General features: G+C 68.0%; 14 protein-coding genes and 1 pseudogene. 9 read left to right on the top strand and 6 right to left on the bottom strand.

The genetic code is table 11. The features are described 5' to 3' along the window. The first annotated feature begins 238 nt into the window (after window positions 1-238). Genes ACFVYE_RS18780 through ACFVYE_RS18765 form a run of 4 tightly spaced genes read left to right on the top strand, consistent with a single transcriptional unit; the run spans window position 239 to window position 5085 of the window. On the top strand, window positions 239-796 hold the full coding sequence (locus ACFVYE_RS18780) for a (2Fe-2S)-binding protein (protein WP_383964952.1): 558 nt from the start codon (window positions 239-241) through the stop codon (window positions 794-796). Further along, the gene (locus ACFVYE_RS18775) at window positions 793-1785 is read left to right on the top strand and encodes an FAD binding domain-containing protein (protein WP_389606433.1); all 993 of its coding nucleotides are present in this window, start codon (window positions 793-795) and stop codon (window positions 1783-1785) included. Before ACFVYE_RS18780 ends, ACFVYE_RS18775 begins: the two co-directional genes overlap by 4 nt. Continuing rightward, window positions 1782-3944, top strand: a complete 2163-nt coding sequence (locus ACFVYE_RS18770) for a xanthine dehydrogenase family protein molybdopterin-binding subunit (protein ID WP_389606431.1) — start codon at window positions 1782-1784, stop codon at window positions 3942-3944. The genes ACFVYE_RS18775 and ACFVYE_RS18770 overlap by 4 nt, the downstream gene beginning before the upstream one ends. Continuing rightward, window positions 3937-5085, top strand: a complete 1149-nt coding sequence (locus ACFVYE_RS18765; RefSeq protein WP_389606429.1) for an XdhC family protein — start codon at window positions 3937-3939, stop codon at window positions 5083-5085. Before ACFVYE_RS18770 ends, ACFVYE_RS18765 begins: the two co-directional genes overlap by 8 nt. A gap of 172 nt (window positions 5086-5257) precedes the next feature. On the opposite strand, the pseudogene ACFVYE_RS18760 reads toward ACFVYE_RS18765, so the two are convergent. Together ACFVYE_RS18760 and ACFVYE_RS18755 are read right to left on the bottom strand one after the other, a co-directional pair. After that, window positions 5258-6282: pseudogene (locus ACFVYE_RS18760) on the bottom strand (nucleotide kinase domain-containing protein). Between the two features lie 239 nt (window positions 6283-6521). Further along, complete coding sequence (locus ACFVYE_RS18755; protein ID WP_383964942.1) at window positions 6522-7151, bottom strand: MarC family protein; 630 nt, start codon at window positions 7149-7151, stop codon at window positions 6522-6524. 217 nt (window positions 7152-7368) lie between these two features. Between ACFVYE_RS18755 and ACFVYE_RS18750 the strand changes: the two genes are divergently transcribed. After that, a complete protein-coding gene (locus ACFVYE_RS18750) occupies window positions 7369-7839 on the top strand; it encodes a GNAT family N-acetyltransferase (protein ID WP_383964939.1) in 471 nt (156 codons plus the stop codon). A 377-nt stretch (window positions 7840-8216) separates the two neighbouring features. Here the strand turns inward: ACFVYE_RS18750 and ACFVYE_RS18745 are convergent, their stop codons facing one another. Both ACFVYE_RS18745 and ACFVYE_RS18740 read right to left on the bottom strand, forming a co-directional pair. After that, entirely contained in the window at window positions 8217-8378 is a 162-nt protein-coding gene (locus ACFVYE_RS18745; RefSeq protein ID WP_383964936.1) for a hypothetical protein, read from the bottom strand. Between the two features lie 589 nt (window positions 8379-8967). Continuing rightward, window positions 8968-9678, bottom strand: coding sequence for a lipocalin-like domain-containing protein (locus ACFVYE_RS18740; protein ID WP_383964933.1), 711 nt, complete (start codon window positions 9676-9678; stop codon window positions 8968-8970). Between the two features lie 500 nt (window positions 9679-10178). Between ACFVYE_RS18740 and ACFVYE_RS18735 the strand changes: the two genes are divergently transcribed. Further along, window positions 10179-10751, top strand: a complete 573-nt coding sequence (locus tag ACFVYE_RS18735; RefSeq protein WP_383964930.1) for a hypothetical protein — start codon at window positions 10179-10181, stop codon at window positions 10749-10751. Between the two features lie 339 nt (window positions 10752-11090). On the opposite strand, the gene ACFVYE_RS18730 is transcribed toward ACFVYE_RS18735, so the two are convergent. Beyond that, window positions 11091-11846 (bottom strand): sulfite exporter TauE/SafE family protein, encoded by a 756-nt coding sequence (locus ACFVYE_RS18730; RefSeq protein WP_383964927.1) that lies wholly within the window; start codon window positions 11844-11846, stop codon window positions 11091-11093. A gap of 188 nt (window positions 11847-12034) precedes the next feature. On the opposite strand from ACFVYE_RS18730, the gene ACFVYE_RS18725 reads away from it, so the two are divergent. Next, window positions 12035-12949: a LysR family transcriptional regulator gene (locus ACFVYE_RS18725; RefSeq protein WP_383964925.1), complete on the top strand. Its 915-nt coding sequence runs from the start codon at window positions 12035-12037 to the stop codon at window positions 12947-12949. A 382-nt stretch (window positions 12950-13331) separates the two neighbouring features. Continuing rightward, on the top strand, window positions 13332-13877 hold the full coding sequence (locus tag ACFVYE_RS18720) for a hypothetical protein (protein WP_389606426.1): 546 nt from the start codon (window positions 13332-13334) through the stop codon (window positions 13875-13877). Between the two features lie 351 nt (window positions 13878-14228). Here the strand turns inward: ACFVYE_RS18720 and ACFVYE_RS18715 are convergent, their stop codons facing one another. Further along, window positions 14229-15407, bottom strand: coding sequence for a S1 family peptidase (locus ACFVYE_RS18715; protein WP_383964920.1), 1179 nt, complete (start codon window positions 15405-15407; stop codon window positions 14229-14231). 239 nt (window positions 15408-15646) lie between these two features. On the opposite strand from ACFVYE_RS18715, the gene ACFVYE_RS18710 reads away from it, so the two are divergent. Beyond that, window positions 15647-16942 carry a nucleotidyl transferase AbiEii/AbiGii toxin family protein gene (locus tag ACFVYE_RS18710; RefSeq protein ID WP_383964917.1) on the top strand — a complete coding sequence of 432 codons (1296 nt, stop codon included), beginning with the start codon at window positions 15647-15649 and terminating at the stop codon, window positions 16940-16942. Window positions 16943-16960 lie beyond the last annotated feature (18 nt).

The following is a 16960-nucleotide window of genomic DNA, read 5'->3' as shown; positions in this document are numbered from 1 at the left end:
CGTCCTCCTTCCGGAATCACAGCCAAGCCCGGCCTTGCTAACCGGACAGCTGTCCGCTAGGTTCGATGACAACCGGACAGCTGTCCGCTTAGTTCCACCATAGCGGCAGATCCGGCCAGCGTGGCCGACCAGTGCCCATCGCCGCTGGTCCATTCATGCGCATCCCGCTCTCCCTCCCGGACCGTCTGCCGGAATCGTCTCGTTCGACGCGCATCAGCAATGCGAAAGAAGGCTGATCATGGCCCCATCGACGTCCAGTGCCATCACCCTGAACATCAATGGCGAGAAGTACACGCTGCCCGTCGACCATCGCACCACCCTGCTCGACGCCCTGCGCGAGCATCTCGATCTCCCCGGTACCAAAAAGGGCTGTGACCAGGGCCAATGCGGCGCCTGTACGGTGCTGCTCGATGGGCGCCGGGCCGTTTCCTGTCTCCAGCTCGCAGTCGCGGCCGAGGGGCGCGCGATCACCACCATCGAAGGCGTGGCCGATGGTGAGCAGCTGCATCCGGTGCAGCAGGCCTTCCTCGACCTGGACGGCTATCAGTGCGGTTACTGCACACCGGGGCAGATCTGTTCGGCCCTCGCCGTGATCGAGGAGCACGCGGCGGGCTGGCCGAGCGCCGTGACCGACGATGTCCGGCCCGAAGCGGGAGTGCCTGCACTCACCGCCGAAGAGATCCGCGAGCGGATGAGTGGCAACCTGTGCCGCTGTGGCGCCTACGTGTCGATCGTGCAGGCGGTCGCGCGGGCGGCAGAGGCGGCCGGAAATGATGTCAAGGAGACGGCAGTATGAGGGAATTCGGCTACGAACGCGCCTTCGACGTCTCCGGAGCGGTCGCCCTGCTCGGCGCCGACCCCGACGCCCGCTTCCTCGGCGGCGGCACCAACCTCGTCGACCTGATGAAGGCCGGCGTGGAAAGGCCCGCTCTGCTCATCGACGTACGCGAACTTCCGCTCGACGGAGTCGAGTTCACTCACGACGGCAGGCTGCGCATCGGCGCGACCGTCACCAACAGCGATCTGGCAGCCCACCCCGAAGTACGGCGAAACTACCCGGCGTTGGCGCAGGCCGTCCTGGCCGGCGCCTCGGGACAGCTGCGCAACATGGCCACCGTCGGCGGGAATCTGCTCCAGCGGACCCGCTGCGGCTACTTCACCGACCTGAGCAAACCCTGCAACAAGCGCGCCCCCGGCAGCGGTTGCCCCGCCCTCACGGGCGAGCACCGCAACCACGCGATCCTCGGCACCTCCGAACACTGCGTCGCTACCCATCCCTCGGACATGGCGGTCGCGCTCGCCGCCTTCGACGCCGTCATCTCGTACGAAACGGCGGACGGGCCGGGCGAGTTGCCGATCAACGAGTTCTATCTACCCGTGGGCGACACCCCGCACATCGAGACCGCCCTTCCTACGGGTGCGCTGATCACCGGCGTCACGCTGCCGCAGGCCCCGGTCGCCGCCCACTCGCGGTACCGGAAAGTGCGCGAGCGCGCCTCGTACGCGTTCGCGATCGGCTCGATCGCCGCGGCGCTCGACGTCCAGGACGATGTCGTACGCGAAGTGCGCCTCGCGTTCGGGGCGGTCGCGTCCCGACCGTGGCGGGCTCGTGCGGCCGAGCAGGCGCTGATCGGCGGCCCGGCGAGCGCGGAGGCGTTCGCCGCCGCGGCGGACGCCGAACTGGCGGCCGCCGAGGCGCTGCCCGAGAACGGATACAAGGTGACGCTGGTGCGCAACCTCGTCGTGGCCGTGCTGACCGAACTCACCGAGGAGTCCGCCCGATGACCACGACGACCAAAATCGCCGCCGTGACGGGAGCCGTCGGCTCCTCCCATACCCGCGTGGAGGGCCGCGACAAGGTCACCGGGGCGGCCCGCTACGCCGGAGAGATCCCCTTCGCCGAACTCGCCCATGGCTGGCTGGTGTTGTCGACCGTGGCCCGTGGCCGTATCCGCTCCGTGGAGGACGCCCCCGTCCTGGCCATGCCCGGCGTCCTCACCGTGCTGCACCACGGGAACGCGCCGCGCGTCAGAACCGACTATGTGGGCATGCTGGGGCGGCCGAACCCGGTCGTCGGGATCTTCCAGCACGACCGTGTGCCCTTCGTCGGCTGGCCGGTGGCGCTGGTCGTGGCCGAGACGTCCGAGCAGGCCAGGGAGGCCGCCGAGGCGCTGGTGGTCCGATACGACGAGGAACCGCACGACGTCGCGTTCTTCGCCGGACACTCCGGTGCATACACGCCGCAGGACAACCCGATGGTCCAGGCCGAGACGGAGAAGGGCGACGTGGAGGCCCAACTCGACGCCTCCGCCGTCGTCGTGGACGAGGAGTACACCACACCGGAGGAACACCACAACCCGATGGAGCCGCATGCGGCGACGGCTCGCTGGGACGGCGGCCGGCTCGACGTCGTCGACTCCAACCAGGGCAGCACCTGGGTGGCGAGCGAACTCGCGCAGCTCTTCTCCCTCGATCCGGCCTCCGTACGGGTACGGTCCGAACACGTCGGCGGCGGCTTCGGATCGAAGGGTCTGAGCCCGCACCAAGTGGCCGCCGTGATGGCCACGACCATCCTCCACCGCTCGGTCCGCGTCGTACTGACCCGTCGCCAGATGTTCTCCCTCGTCGGCTTCCGCAGCCCCACGGCGCAGCGGATCAGGCTCGGCGCCGACGCCGACGGCCGGTTGCGCGCGTTCGACCACCAGGCGCAGAGTCTTACGTCGACCGTGCATGAATTCATCGAGTCGAGCGCCGTGCTGGGGCGCGTGATGTACGACGCCGACGCGCATCGCACCCTTCACCGGCTCGTACGGCTCGACGTGCCGACCCCGTCCTGGATGCGCGCACCGGGCGAGGCACCGGGATCCTTCGCCCTCGAATCCGCCCTCGACGAACTGGCCGAGAAGTGCGGCATGGACCCGATCGCGCTGCGCGCACGCAACGAACCCGAGACGGGTCCCGTGTCCGGGCTGCCGTTCAGCAGCCGCAATGTGCTCGCCTGTTTCGAGGAGGGCGCCCGCAGGTTCGGCTGGGCGGACCGGGACCCGCGTCCCGGCCTGCGTCGTGAGGGGCGTTGGCTGCTCGGAACCGGAACGGCGGCGGCCACCTACCCCTCGGGAGTCGGCCCGTCCACGGCGGCCGTGACCGCGGAATCGGACGGAACCTTCACCGTGCGGATCAACGCGGCAGACATCGGGACCGGGGCACGGACCGCGATGACCCTGGTCGCGGCGGACGCACTGGAGGTGGATCCGGACCGCGTCCGTGTGCGCATCGCGGACAGCGACCTCGGCCCGGCGATGATCGCCGGCGGCTCGATGGGCACGCGCTCCTGGGCGTGGGCGGTGACGGTCGCGGCGGACGAACTGCGGGAGCGACTGGCCCTGGGAGGTGGCATTCCGCCGGAGGGGATCACTGCCCGGTCGAACACCGCCGAGGCCATCGGTGCCCTCGCGAAGAAGGAACGGCACTCCTTCGGCGCGCAGTTCGCCGAAGTCGCGGTGGACATCGCCACCGGTGAGGTGCGCGTGCGACGGCTGCTCGGCATCTACGCCGCAGGCACCATCGTCAACCCGCTCACCGCCCGCAGCCAGTTCATCGGCGGAATGACCTGGGGACTGTCCATGGCCCTTCACGAGGAGGCGATCAGGGACCAGGCCTCCGGCGGCCACGTCGGTGCCGACCTCGCCGGCTATCACTTCGCCGCGCACGCCGACGTGCCGCTCATCGAGGCGGACTGGGTGGACGACCCCGTCCCGGACGACCCGGTCGGGATCAAGGGCATCGGCGAGATCGGCGTCGTGGGCGTCGCCGCCGCGATCGCCAACGCGGTGTGGCACGCGACCGGCGTGCGCCACCGGGACCTGCCGATCCGTCCGGACCGCGTCCTGCGTGCGGCGGACGAAGCGCGGCATCGGGCGGCGGAGGGAGCCCGGAGTGCTTGACATCGCCGAGGAGCTGAACCACTGGTTCGAGGAGGGCCGGGATTTCGCCGTCGCCACCGTCGTGGCTGTTGGCGGCAGCGCACCGCGCGGGCCCGGCGCCGCCCTGGCCGTCGACAGTCATGGCACCGCCATCGGCTCCGTCTCCGGCGGTTGCGTGGAAGGGGCGGTGTACGACCTGTGTGTCCAGGCGCTCCGGGACGGCCGGAGAGTGCGCGAACGGTTCGGATACAGCGACGAAGACGCCTTCGCAGTGGGACTCACCTGTGGCGGCGTCCTCGAAGTCCTGGTCACGCCGGTGCGCGCGGACGCGCCGGTGTTCCAGGCAGCGGTGTCGGCCGCGGCCCGAGGAGAGGCGGCGGCACTCGTCCGGGTGACCGGGGGCCAGGGCGAACTGCTCGGCAGGGCGCTGCTCGTTCACCCCGACGGATCGTACGAGGGCAGCCTCGACGGACATCCGGAACTGGACCGGACAGCGGCGGAGGAGGCCCGCGCGATGCTGGACAGCGGCCGCACCGGCACCGTCGAGATCGCGGAGGACGGGTCACGCTGCCCGGGCGGCGTGACGCTGTTCGTGGAGTCGAGGGTGTCGCCACCCCGGATGATCGTCTTCGGCGCCGTGGACTTCGCGACGGCGCTCGTACGGGCGGGCAAGTTCCTCGGCTATCACGTGACCGTGTGCGACGCCCGGCCGGTCTTCGCCACCCGCGCCCGCTTCCCCGCAGCCGACGACCTCGTGGTCGACTGGCCGCACCGCTACCTCCGGCGCACCGAGACCGACGAACGAACCGTCCTGTGCGTGCTCACCCACGACGCCAAGTTCGACGTTCCTCTGCTGGAGACGGCCCTGCGGCTGCCGGTCGCGTTCGTCGGTGCGATGGGCTCGCGCCGCACCCACGAGGACCGCAACCGGCGCTTGCGCGAAGTCGGCGTCAGCAACGGCGAGTTGGCCCGCCTGCGCTCCCCGGTCGGCCTCGACCTCGGCGCCCGCACCCCCGAGGAGACCGCCCTGTCCATCGCGGCGGAGATCGTCGCGGCACGCCGGGGCGGGACGGGGGTTCCGCTGACCGGTTCGAGGACGCCCATTCACCATGACGTGGACGGGAAAGAGGAGGGCGAGACCCGCTCCCGAGCGGCGGCGTGACCCGGCCGCGGCTGCGAAGCGTGAAGGCCGGGTCGTCGCCGTGCAGGACGACCGGCCCACGGCTTGACGTCCGGTACACAGCAGCGCAGTTCGGCACCCGTTCCGGGACGCCCGCACCCGCTGGGGAACAGCACACGGACGTCCCCTGCCGGACGCCGGACACTGGGCCTCCTCAACGAACGGCCACGCCCGGCCACGCCTGCGTGCGGTCCGGAGCGGACGTCCCCGGCGCCGGCACAGCCGGTCCTCGGTCGTTCAGGCCCCACTTGGGCGGGAACCACGCTCGCAGCGGCCCGGCATCGAGCCCGTACGACTGCTTGATGCGGCGGCGGCCGCTGATTCCGGCGATCTCCGGGTGTGCGACCCTGGCGTACTTGTCAACCTCACAGAGCAGGTTCTGACAGTCGATCAGTTGGAGAGGCCGTCCCTTCAGTCCATGGAAGGGGAGATCGAGGCGGGCGAAGTGTTCCTGTTGCGAGTCGGCCATGTACCGGATGACGTCGGCTTCGATGCCGTCGGCCGAGCGGCCGAAGCACTTGCGGATCCCGTCGCGCGCGCCGGGGCCTGGCACGACGAAGTCCATCTCGGAGAACGGCATCTGTGACGCGTAGTTGAGGTCGACCGTGAACTGGTAGGCCAGGAACGGACCGACTGCCGGGTAGCCGAGGAGCACCTCGTACGCCTCGCGCATCGTTACGGCCTCCAGGACACGTCCGGGCGCGCCCGTGGTCATCATCATCTCCAGCAACCGCAGGTGATTGCGGTGCTTGCGCCTCTCCCCCAGCTGCGGCGGGGGCACGATGTAGGCAGCCGAGTACAGTCTCCGGCCTGCGGTGAACGCCGCCGACAGAATCTGGTCGTAGACCCGGTAGTCGTAGGCGTCCCAGCGCACTTCGCCGAGTTCGTGGGTCAGCAGTTGCCAGGTCGACTCCTGTTGAAGATCTTGAACAACAGGGTCCGGAAGAAGACTTCATTCCACTCCTGTGAACCCTGGTGGATCACGTCCCCGATCAGCGTCTGGCTGACGCGGTCGGCGGCGCGGTAGCAGTTGGTGAAGCGGTGCTGAGACAGAATCGGATCGTCCGTCCACGGCTGGGCCAGGCCGGCCAGGCGAGCCTCATAGACCGCCTGCCGGGCGGAGGCGAAGCGCCAGTAGGTGTCGAACACCCGTGTCGGCTGCAGTACCCGGCCCGCCATCCGCACCGTCTCAGAGGTGGTGTCGGCCAGGGCGGACGTGCAGATCAGGTTCATCGTGCTCCAGACGATCGTGTGTGCAGATCCTGCCGCAGACAACCGCGCCGACATGACCTCACTCAGCGCCCTCGGTCGCACTTCCCGACCCGGCGGCCGGGTCTTCGCGGGGTGCTGAGTGGCCAAGCCACAGCAGCCATGGACGGCAGCAACCCCCGACTGGGAGGTACGAGTGAGTTCCGCTCTCAGTGGCCGCGGGCGAGTCCCTCGACGCCAAGTTCTTCCAGGCCGTCGAGGACGAGGTCGATGCTGACGGCTGCGAGCAGGAGCCCCAGAAGTCGGCCGAGCAGCTCCACCGTCGCGTGGTGTGTGGCGCGGAGTACGCGCTCCAGGAGCAGGATGCAGACGAGGTCGAGCACAATCACAGCGAGGTACGCGCCGGCGACGGTGGAGCGCCAGGTCCAGGTGGAGCGTGCTGTTGCTTCGATGAGCAGTGCTGTCATGGCCAGGGGGCTGACGACGAAGGGCACGAGGAGTTCGCGCACGGCGCTGGTCACGCTGGGGATTTCCTCGTGGAGCCCGTCAGTTCCGGCCTGAATTCCCAGGACGAGGCCGACGGCGTAGAGAAAGAAGATGATGCCGCCCGCGAGCAGGAGAGCGGAGGTGCTGATGTGGAACAGGTCCAGGAGCCAGGGTGCGGTGAAGCTGGTCAACAGGCCGATGAGAATCGCCGCGCCGCAGGAGATCAGGGCGATGGTACGCAGCTGACGGGTCGGGTGGAGTTGCGCGAGATGGGCGAAGGAGAGCAGGACCTTGGGCGGCCCGACGACCGAGATGAAGGTGATCAGGGCGGCGGAGAAGCTGAGCGCGTTCACCTGTGAAATCTAGGCTGAGTGCAATGCAGCGACGGAGCAGCTGAGGGTGGTGTCGGCTTCTTCCTGTCGCCACGAAAGCGGGTCCGCGCCGCTTGCCGGTGGTGCGGGGGCGGTCTCAGTGCTACTGGTCAACAGGGGGAAGAGTCCGGGGCGCACTCCGACGGCGCCGCCTTGAAACGGGTTGCCGTAAGCGTCAGAACAACTATAGGGTCATTACATGTCATGTGTACGGCAAGCAGTTGAGGACGATGTCGCGGAACTCGTACGCCTGCGGGCATTGCTGTTCGAGACCCTCGGCGGCGACTTCTTCAACCCCTCATCAACAGACGCCGACTGGCGGCACACTCTTGCTGCGGTGCTGAAGGAACAGTTGACAGCGGACTCCGTTCGGATCCTCGTCGTGGACGGCGACAACGGCCTTGCCGCCTGTGGCATCGGAACCATCGAGCAACGACTGCCCGGCCCGCACCTGCGCAACGGTCGGATCGGACATGTGATCGGCGTGGTCACCGATCCGGCATATCGACGGCGCGGGCACAGCCGCACGATCATGCAGAGCCTGCTCGACTGGTTCCGGGAACGCGAGGTCGCCCGAGTGGACCTGTATGCCTCTTCCGACGGCGAACCGCTCTACCGTGCACTCGGCTTCGTCGACCACCCCGACCCCTCGCTGTGCTGGCGTCCGTGACAGGCGACCCGCCGCCTTCAAAAAGCCTATGCCCTCTGATAGATCGCTCGCCGGGGTCTCACAGACTGCTGCCGGAACTGAAGGCGCGCGACGCCTTCCCCGACTCGGGCTACACCCTCGTCATCTCCAGCCTGGACCGCTACAGGCGATCCCTCCCCATCCCGCTGACAGTTCATCAGGTGCTTCACGCCGCAGTGTGTACGGACCCACAGGACTTCGCTTCCGTTGCGGCTCCGCACAACAACCTGCGGATCGGACCGTGGTCGTGGCAGTGGTCCTGGAACGCTGTCGGACCCGTGAACCGGGTCGCACTTGGCCGGCGAAGTACACGGGGCCCATCGTGGCCCTCAAGTCGACCGAGGGACTCGCGTGCCGAGCTAGCGGAATGCCACCGGCGGGCGTACGCCGCTGAAGTCGACCGCGCGGTCCGCCTCGCGCAAGGTCTGCTCGGCCACCCGGCGCGTCTCGGCCGGAACGTCCCCGTGCTCCTCCACAAGCCTGGCGTAGATCGGTGCCTCGGACCTGTCTGCGGAACTCATGTTGAACTTTCTGTCGGGGGTACGGGAGCCTTCCTCCGGTGGGGGAAGCAGGGGCCGAGTATACGTGCTGCAGGTAGGACGCCGCAGAGTTGACCGGAGGTCGGGCAGCGGCAGAGCTGTTCCGCCCAACAAGGCCCGACGCCCGCGCCAAGCAGGTGGCTCGACAAGGCTGGTTCACTGGATGGGCCCCCAAGGCACCGCTGCGCCGGGCCTGCGGCCTGCCAGTCGGCCACCCCGCAGTAAGCCCGCTCAGTCCGTCGTGCTGACCGTGCGGGCGCAGCATCCACCTCAACTGGCCGCCCCTCGGCTGCCGGACGGTCCCTCCTCGTACCCGGTTGCACCGCTCCGGCCGCAGCGTGGCCAAATGCTGCGTATGAAATCCAGGAGCGTGCCGCCGGCCGTCACGCGCAGCCAGTACGAACCGACCGGCGCCCGGCCGGCGCCGCCCCCGCTCGAACCCCGGTCAACGGCTCCCGAGATTCCGTGCAGCGGGCAGGATCAGCGCGGGGCGGACCTCAAGGTCCGCATCCCACGCCACGCAGTAGAGCCGACCGGCCCGAAGGCCGGTAAACCTGGATCCCCTGGCCGCTCACGTGACGTCCCTGGTCGGCCGGTGCCACACAAGCCTCGGGGTGCGCGCTGCCTCGCCGGTCCCTTCCGTCGGGGGAAGCAGGGTCAATCGGTCCCCCTCCACCTTCCATCGGCGCTCCTGCTTGGTACCGACCCACGGACGTAACGACGCCACGTGCAGGTGATGGACGACCAAATCGCCCATTACCTCGTAGGCACCCGCGTACCCCAGGTACGAAGATGTCCTGAACAGGGTCGCCGTATCGACCGGCTCGCCCGTTCCAGCCTCCGCTGCCGCGCCGGTTTGAGGATCCGGGTTCAGCATGCTCACGGACATGTGACCGTCCGCGGTGTAGGTGATCAGTCCTGTCGGACTTTGCCCCAGGGGGTGTTCGAGCGTGTCACCGGAGACGTCCATGATGGCGACGGTGCTGAGCAACCATGCGCCTACGAGCGGATGCTCGGATGCATCCGGCCGGTGGGCAGGTCGACGGTGCGGTTCGGTGCGGGACGGGGTGTACACGTGTTTCCCTTCCTGGGCTTCTGGGCTTCTGGGCTTCTGGGCAAAGCTGTGTAGGGACGGTTTCGCCCTCGTCCATACCCGTGCAACAGACCGCAGAAGCCACGCACGAACCCCCGACACCGACTGGTCCCCCCGGGTGTCCGGAAACCCTCCTCCATGGGCGCCTTCGCCGCCAGGGCATAAGCATGCCCGGAAGCTGTTTTCCATGCGCTTTTGTCGCTGAGTTACGAGAGCGGCTGCCACTGAGCAACACCCCCTCTTCCGCGGAAACTGGTTGTCGTCGATTTCCGGTTCTGGCACAACTGCGGCATCGGTTCCGAGGGACCGGCCGTGCACCGAGCCCCGGCAACGACTCTGCGGGCCGTCACTGCAGGTCAGAATAGGCGGGACCATTAATGACGGGCATTCAGACGACGGCGCGCACTTCCCGCCTGGGCAGTGTCAATAAAGACACGCTGTCACCGGGGGGTGAGTGGGCGTCAGAAAGTCGCCCGGAAAGACTAACGATGCATCAACTAGCCCACACTGCAAGCCTAATTGACAACTCATCCGATTATCTTTAAATAGCATATGGGTGTCTCCTGTACCCCGATCGGCGCCCCGGCGCCAACCCTTGAATGTGTCCGATATGACAGCTATGGGGACCGTCACTACGTTCAATCACAGGCCGGCTGCTCGGCCGACCTCTCTGAGACAGGAGAAGTGACATGGTTACCCGTTCCACTGTCTTTACCGCAGCCATCGCGGCCGCCGCGGCTCTGGCCGCCACCGGCATCACCTACGCCTCGGCCGCCACCGCCGAGCCGGCCTACGCATCCCCTGTCATCCAGCAGGCCACCGCCCCCGGTTCGGCCCTCGACGGCGGCGACGCCGGCAAGGGCAACGGAGGCAAGGGCAACGACGACCGGGGCTACGGCGACGACCGGGGTTATGACGACGACCGGGGCTATGACGACCGGGACCACTACGAGGGTCGGATCCAAATCAACGAGCGCACCTACGCCGACGCCCCCGGTGGCTGCATCACCGTGGTCAGCGGCCTCGGCTCCAACAGTCTCAACATCCGCAACGACAGCCGCAGGACCATCGAGGTCTTCCGCGGGGCCACCTGCGACAACGGCGCCCCCATCGCCACCGTCGGACCTCACAGCTCCAGCGACGGCGTGTTCCCCGGCCACGTCCGGGGCGGCGTCTTCGTCCACGACGGCGTCGTGGGCAGCTTCCGAGTGCTCTCGCGCCACTACGACAGCGGATACGACGGCGGATACGACGGCCGATGATCGAGACACCCGCATGACGCAGAACCCCGGCCCGCCGGAATCGGGCCGGGGTTCCGGTCTGCGCACCCCTTGCCGGAACACCCCGGCCCCGTATACCCACACCTGCCACGCCAAAAAGTGCCGGACGGCCAAGCGCCGGCAGCCCAGTGGCAGCAGTTACGTCCGCCGACTCCCGGCCCCGGCGACTACGCAGCCATGAGGCCGGGAGCCGTGTCGGCCGGTAGTCGGCCGGGGGTGCCTACCTTCGTCGGGTCGAGCGGGTCGCGCGGCCGGCGGCACCGGCACCGGCACGACCGGATCCTTTCAACTGTTCGATGAGAGCAGCCACTTGGCCAGGGGCTACTGCACGATCAAGACGCCGGCCGCGGTGACGCCGACCGTGATGATGAGAGCACGCAGTGCGGTCGGTGGCAGCTTGCGGCCCACCCGTGCGCCCAGCGTCCCGCCGAGGGTTGAGCCGACGGCGATCACTGCGGCGACGGTCCAGTCGATGTCGGCGACCGCAATGAAGATGACAGCCGCGATTCCGTTCACGATGGAGGCGAGGACATTCTTCGCTGCGTTCAGCCGCTGCAGATCGTCGCGCAGGAAGCTGCCGAAGAGCCCCATGAGAAGGACCCCTTGGGCGGCGCCGAAGTAGCCGCCGTACATCCCGGCGCCAAGTACGCCGAACCAAAGGGGGGCGCCTCCCTCTTCCTGCCTGCGGCTCCGGTCCTGTTGCAGCCATCGGCCGAGCCGGGGCTGCAGCAGGACCAGAACGCAGGCGGTCAGGATCAGCACGGGCGCTATCGCTTTGAAGGCCTCGGCGGGCAGTTTCAGCAGGAGGAGCGCGCCGACGAGCCCGCCGATGAGCGAAGCGATGCCGAATCGGATCAACCGGCCGGACTGGCCCTTGAGTTCTCTGCGATAGCCGTACGCCGCACTGAGCACGCCCGGCACCAGGCCGATGTTGTTGGACACATTGGCCAGCACCGGCGGATATCCGAAGGCGAGCAGGGTGGGGAAGGTGATGAGCGTCCCGGACCCGACCACCGCGTTGATCCCCCCGGCGGCGATGCCGGCGGCTCCGATGACCACCATCTCGATTGCTTGCACAACTCACCTTCCGAAGACGCGCACAGGGGCAGGTTGCTCGGATGAGCGGACAGTCTTCGTTCCGAGCCGATCGGGTCGGCCCCCGAACAAGCTGCAGCCCTGGGCCCGGCAAGGATCTTCTGCCACAACAGAAACCCAAGTCAATCCTCAGGTTTTCTTAGAGATACCCAAGCGATACCTTAAGTCGCGTGACCCTTGATGATCTACGTGTCTTCGTTGCGGTGTGCAGAGCAGGAAGCCTGAGCGCCGTGGCCCGCGACCTTTCGTGCACTCAGTCCGCGGTGAGCCAGCACGTCAAGCGCCTGGAACGGGAGCTTGACGTGAGCCTGCTCGAACGGCATGCGCGGGGTGTCGTGCCCACTGAGGCAGGGCGAATCCTCCAGGCGGCCGCCGCCGACGGTATCGGCGGCATCGACCTCGCCGTACGCCGTCTGCAGGACCTGGTGCGCGGGGACGGCGGTTCGGTGCGTGTCACCACGGGAGGAACGACCGTACGGCACTTCATGGCCGAGGCCATCGTCGATTTCCGCCGGCGCTACCCCCGGGTGAGCCTGGAATTCGAGACTGAGAACTCCAGCCGCAGCTGTTTCGACGCCCTCGCCGCGCACGACCTGGACCTGGCCTGGATCACCATCGGGGCCCCGGTCCGCGGGATCGAACAGCGCCCCGTCCTCGAACTGCCCTGGGTACTGGCCGTCAAAGCCGACGACCCCCTGGCCGACAGAAGCCATATCAACCCCACAGACCTGGCCGACCTGCAGCTGATCCGCCTGCCCGAGAACTCGACCTCCCGCGCCCATCTCGACGCGCACTTCGCGGAGGCGGGAATCCGGTGGACTGCCCACACCGGCGTCGCCGACTGGGACACCGCCATCCTCCTCGCGGAACTCGGCCTCGGCCACGCCGTCGTACCCGCCCTGTCCGGCCGCCACGGCGCCGGCCACAACAGCCTCCGCATGATCCCGCTTCCGGACCTGCCGGCCCTGTCCGTCGGCTGGGCCGCACGCCGCTGGGACTCCCTGAGCCCGCTGGCCCGCGCCTTCGCCGACACCGTCACCCTGAACTGCGCAGAGATGCCCGGAACACTCACCGACCGGACATGACGCCCCGCGCGGTGCTTTCCGTCTCGGAGACACTGGCATGGCCAAATCTTCATGTGAGTTGGCGGTCAGGCCGCCTGGGCATCGCCGTCCGGGGCCGGCGGACTGTCGCCGCGAAGCGGGCTGAGCCGATATCCAGGTCCGGGTCGTATACCTCGGGCTGGAGGCCGAGTTCGTGGTGGAGTATTCGCCGAACCGACGGATGTGCTCGGCCAGGTACGGAGAAATTCGGGCCAGGTCCGGCGTCGATATCGAAGTCACAACACCCCCGCCCCGGACTGCACGACTCCCACTCCACCGACCGGCCTGTCCATGGCTCTCGCCACCGCCTGACTCGACTCCGTGTCAGTTCCCTGGTGTGGCGGCAATCGGTAACCTTTCGCACGTGATCGACGAAGCCGCCACATGGCAACGCCTCGCTGCTCTCCTGCCTCGCGACGATGCTCTGCAGGTCATGGACGCCGGGAACATCGGTGAGCAGGAGGGCGGCCTCAGCCAGCTCGTTTCCTTGCTTGTCCGACAACAAGTCGTCATCGAAGAGACCATGAGAGCGGAACTCGCCGTGTTGGCGGAAGCCTGGGGGCTGTGGCCCTCGCCGCTGGGGCCGGGAATTGTCCAGTGTCAGGGCGATGGATGCGATTCGCTCCTGCGTCTGGTGGAGCACGACGGTGACGCCCCCATGACCGGACCCACGGTCGGACTCGCCCCTGAACTCCTCCTGGTCCCGTGGATCGCGTGCACCGAATCCGGTCACTTGCTGACGCGCGCCCATACCCGTGGGACCTGGGGCGACCTGTCCTGTCTCCCTGAGCACTACGTGATCCTGGACCCCGACCGAAGCACCGCCATCGACCTGTTTCCGCCCGACGCCGGCTGGGACGCGCTCAGCGCACTCCGCCGACTGTCAGACCCTGCTCCAGAAGTCCGTTGAACCGTCGGGTGTGCAATCGCCGAGGATGACGGAAAACGCAATCCGCACGGTAAACGGGAAGACGACGACGTCGGCCCACATCCACGTCCGCTCGCCGACCGCCCACGGCCAGATGATCGAGGCCCGAGTTCCCTGGCCGACCGCCTCGCCCCATGCTTTTCAGCGCTCAGGACAGCCGGAACACCCCGATCGCCCACCTCCGCCCTTCCGGGACACCCTCGCCGTCCTGTCCTGAATCCGGGCGCTCTCGGCCCCGAAAGGCCTGTCGCGCTGGAGTGACGAACCTCCTGTCGCGACAGGCCCTTTCAAGAACAGTCGACGGGAAGACCGATCCAGCCCGCCTGCGTACCGTCAGGCCGTGTGCAGCGTCAGTCCGTACCGGTTCAGGATCTCGTTGATCGGCTGATGCCAGGTTTCACCACCGCTGCTGCAGTCGCCCCAGCCGCCCGACGTGACCCCCTGGGCCTGGTCCCCGCTGATAAAGGATCCGCCCGAGTCACCCGGCTCGGCGCAGACGCTCGTCTTGGTCATCTGGTAGACGGCACCTTGGCTGTAGTTCACGGTCTCGTTCGTGGCCAGCACGTTGCCGCAGTGCCAGTGGGACGTGGAGCCGGAGCGGCAGATGGAGGCACCGATGGGTGCCTCTGCGGAGCCCCGGACCAGTTGGTCGGAGACGGTGCCCCAGCCGAGGACCACGGGGACCGTCCACCAGCCGTTGCCCACGCCGACCCAGGCGTAGTCGTCACCGGGGAAGGACGATCCCTGGAAGTTACCGATGGCCGAGCCGTCCCATCCGCTGACCGCCGCGCCTGCCTGACCGCAATGCCCCGCCGTGACGAAGCCGCCGTACACGGAGAAGCCGATGGAGCACCGGACGTTGCCCGTGTAGTACGGGTCGCCGCCCACCGTCCCGGCAGAGAAGGTCCTGGGAGCCTCGGGCACCTGCTTCACCTGGACGGGGCCGGCCTTGCGGGCCTGTTCGACGAACTCGCGGACATCGTTGTCACCTTCTGCCGATGCGACGACGTTCACGACAACCCGGTTGGCCTTCGGGTCGACGTGCCAGCTGCTGATGCCGTCCGGCGCGGAGAGCCTGTCGAGCTGCGCCTTCGTCGCGTCGAGCTGCCGTGCACTGTGGCTCACCAGCCGGACGCTCGCACCGGCCGCTCCTACGGCCTCGACCCTCTTGCCGTCGGTGACGGCTACGGCGAGTTTGCCCGTGGCCGGGTCGAACCAGGAGCCTGCGTACGACGATCCGGCGGCCCGTTGCGCCTTGTCCTGCACGGCTGTTGCCGTCTTCTCCGCAGCCAGACGTGCCCTGGCCTGGCTTTCCGTCAGGCCGAGATCTCTCCGCATGGCGGAGATCAGTCCGGCGGACGCCGGCGCCTCGGCGGTATCGGTACGGGGAGCAGCGGACGGCGAGTTCACGGCAGAGTCAGAGGCAGAGGCGGAGGCGAGACCTACGGTCGCCCAGGCTCCGACGACCAGAGTGGCGGCAAGGCTCGCGCGCAAGGCTGTCATACGTCTCATGGGAATGGCCCTTCTGTTGTTCCGACATCGTGGGGAGGAACAGCAGGCGTCCGAGAGGTTTCATCTGAGAGCGCTCTCAGAGTGTGCCGCAACGGACTGTAACTCAGAGCGTCTATCAGGTCCATGCCAATGGATGCTTCTGGACCTATCCTCTTGTCAGGCGCTCGCGCGTGTCCGGCGCAGAAACCGCCGCCGCGAATCACGCGAGAAGCAGCAAACTTCCCCCCAGGAGCCCCGCCATGACACCCCCCGCCGACAACTCCTCTTCCTGGCCGGGGCTTTGGCACGGCTCCCCACGAATCCCGCATATGCCCCTCGACGACGAGACACGACGCAGCTCCGACCTCCCCGGGACGCTGCTGCCCGCCCCTGCGGGCATGAATCACCCGGTGATCTTCGATCCCGCCCTGAAGCAGTTCGCCAACGCCTACCGGGCAGGGGAGCCCGAATTCGACAGTGAGGACGAAGAGTTGGGCCGGGCCTGGCACGGGGCGCGGCGCACTGCTCTGGATACGGTGCTCGCGGCTGTAGCGGATGGCCCGTGGGGCAGGCATCTTGTGCTGCGTGGCAGCGTGTTGATGGCCACCTGGTTCGGCGAAGCCGCTCGTGAACCGGGCGACCTGGACTTCCTCGTCGTGCCTCAGGAATGGGCCATGGACGACCCCCGGACCTCGGGTCTGTTCGACACGATCGCCCGGGACGCGGCAGCCGCCGCCCGTGGCTCTGTCCGTATCGACGCCGCCGGCATGGTGACAGAGGACATCTGGACGTATGACCGTGTTCCGGGCCGCCGTATGCTGCTGCCCTGGACTGCGCCCGGGGTGCCCGGCGGCACCGTACAACTCGATGTGGTGTTCAACGAAACCCTGCCTGCCCCTGCAGCAGTCACTGAACTTCAGCCCCTGGGGGACGGTCCCGGGTGTCGCGCACTCGCCGCATCCCCCGAACTGTCACTGGCCTGGAAGCTGCTCTGGCTGGTCACTGACGCCTACCCGCAGGGCAAGGACCTGTACGACGCCGTCCTGTTGGCGGAAGCCGGACCACCACGGTACGAACTGGTGCGGGACACCTTCGTCCTCGGAGGTACTGAGGGGCTGCGGCCCGCCGGTACCTGGTGGCTCGACCGGTTGGACGTGGAGACCGGTTGGGGGCACTTCATCACCGAACACCCGTGGGTCACAGAAAGTGCCGCGAGCTATCGCGAACGTCTGGCTCGGGCGCTGGCACCGCTGTTGGAGATGGCGGTGCGACCGGGGGAGGACTCCTACAGTCGGTGGGCCCGGTGGCTGAAACCACTGGTGGAGTCCTCGCGCACGGTGGTCGCCGAGCGACGTGCAGCCGGCCTCGGGTACCTCACCGAAGGGGGAGATGCCGGACTGGCGGCAGCGGTCGTGGTCGTACGGGAGCTCGCCGGGTCTCGCAGTCTCGGGCTGGAGGACGCCCTCGCCACTGTTCTGTCCCATGAGGACAGCTGGCACTACTGGCGGGAGAATCCGGACGCGTGCGTCCGGGCTCTCGACGTACTGCGCCGATGAGCGGCTCCCCAGGTCTTT

This window comes from Streptomyces sp. NPDC058239, assembly GCF_042882185.1.
Taxonomy (GTDB): domain Bacteria; phylum Actinomycetota; class Actinomycetes; order Streptomycetales; family Streptomycetaceae; genus Streptomyces.
Note: the sequence above shows the minus strand (reverse complement) of the source record. Positions and strands in the feature narration are given on the sequence as shown.

Coding starts and splice junctions, on each gene's coding strand:
- ACFVYE_RS18780 (WP_383964952.1), top strand. CDS start 239: ATGGCCCCATCGACGTCCAGTGCCATCACCCTGAACATCAATGGCGAG.
- ACFVYE_RS18775 (WP_389606433.1), top strand. CDS start 793: ATGAGGGAATTCGGCTACGAACGCGCCTTCGACGTCTCCGGAGCGGTC.
- ACFVYE_RS18770 (WP_389606431.1), top strand. CDS start 1,782: ATGACCACGACGACCAAAATCGCCGCCGTGACGGGAGCCGTCGGCTCC.
- ACFVYE_RS18750 (WP_383964939.1), top strand. CDS start 7,369: ATGTCATGTGTACGGCAAGCAGTTGAGGACGATGTCGCGGAACTCGTA.
- ACFVYE_RS18745 (WP_383964936.1), bottom strand. CDS start 8,378: ATGAGTTCCGCAGACAGGTCCGAGGCACCGATCTACGCCAGGCTTGTG.
- ACFVYE_RS18740 (WP_383964933.1), bottom strand. CDS start 9,678: ATGGAAAACAGCTTCCGGGCATGCTTATGCCCTGGCGGCGAAGGCGCC.
- ACFVYE_RS18735 (WP_383964930.1), top strand. CDS start 10,179: ATGGTTACCCGTTCCACTGTCTTTACCGCAGCCATCGCGGCCGCCGCG.
- ACFVYE_RS18715 (WP_383964920.1), bottom strand. CDS start 15,407: ATGAGACGTATGACAGCCTTGCGCGCGAGCCTTGCCGCCACTCTGGTC.
- ACFVYE_RS18710 (WP_383964917.1), top strand. CDS start 15,647: ATGACACCCCCCGCCGACAACTCCTCTTCCTGGCCGGGGCTTTGGCAC.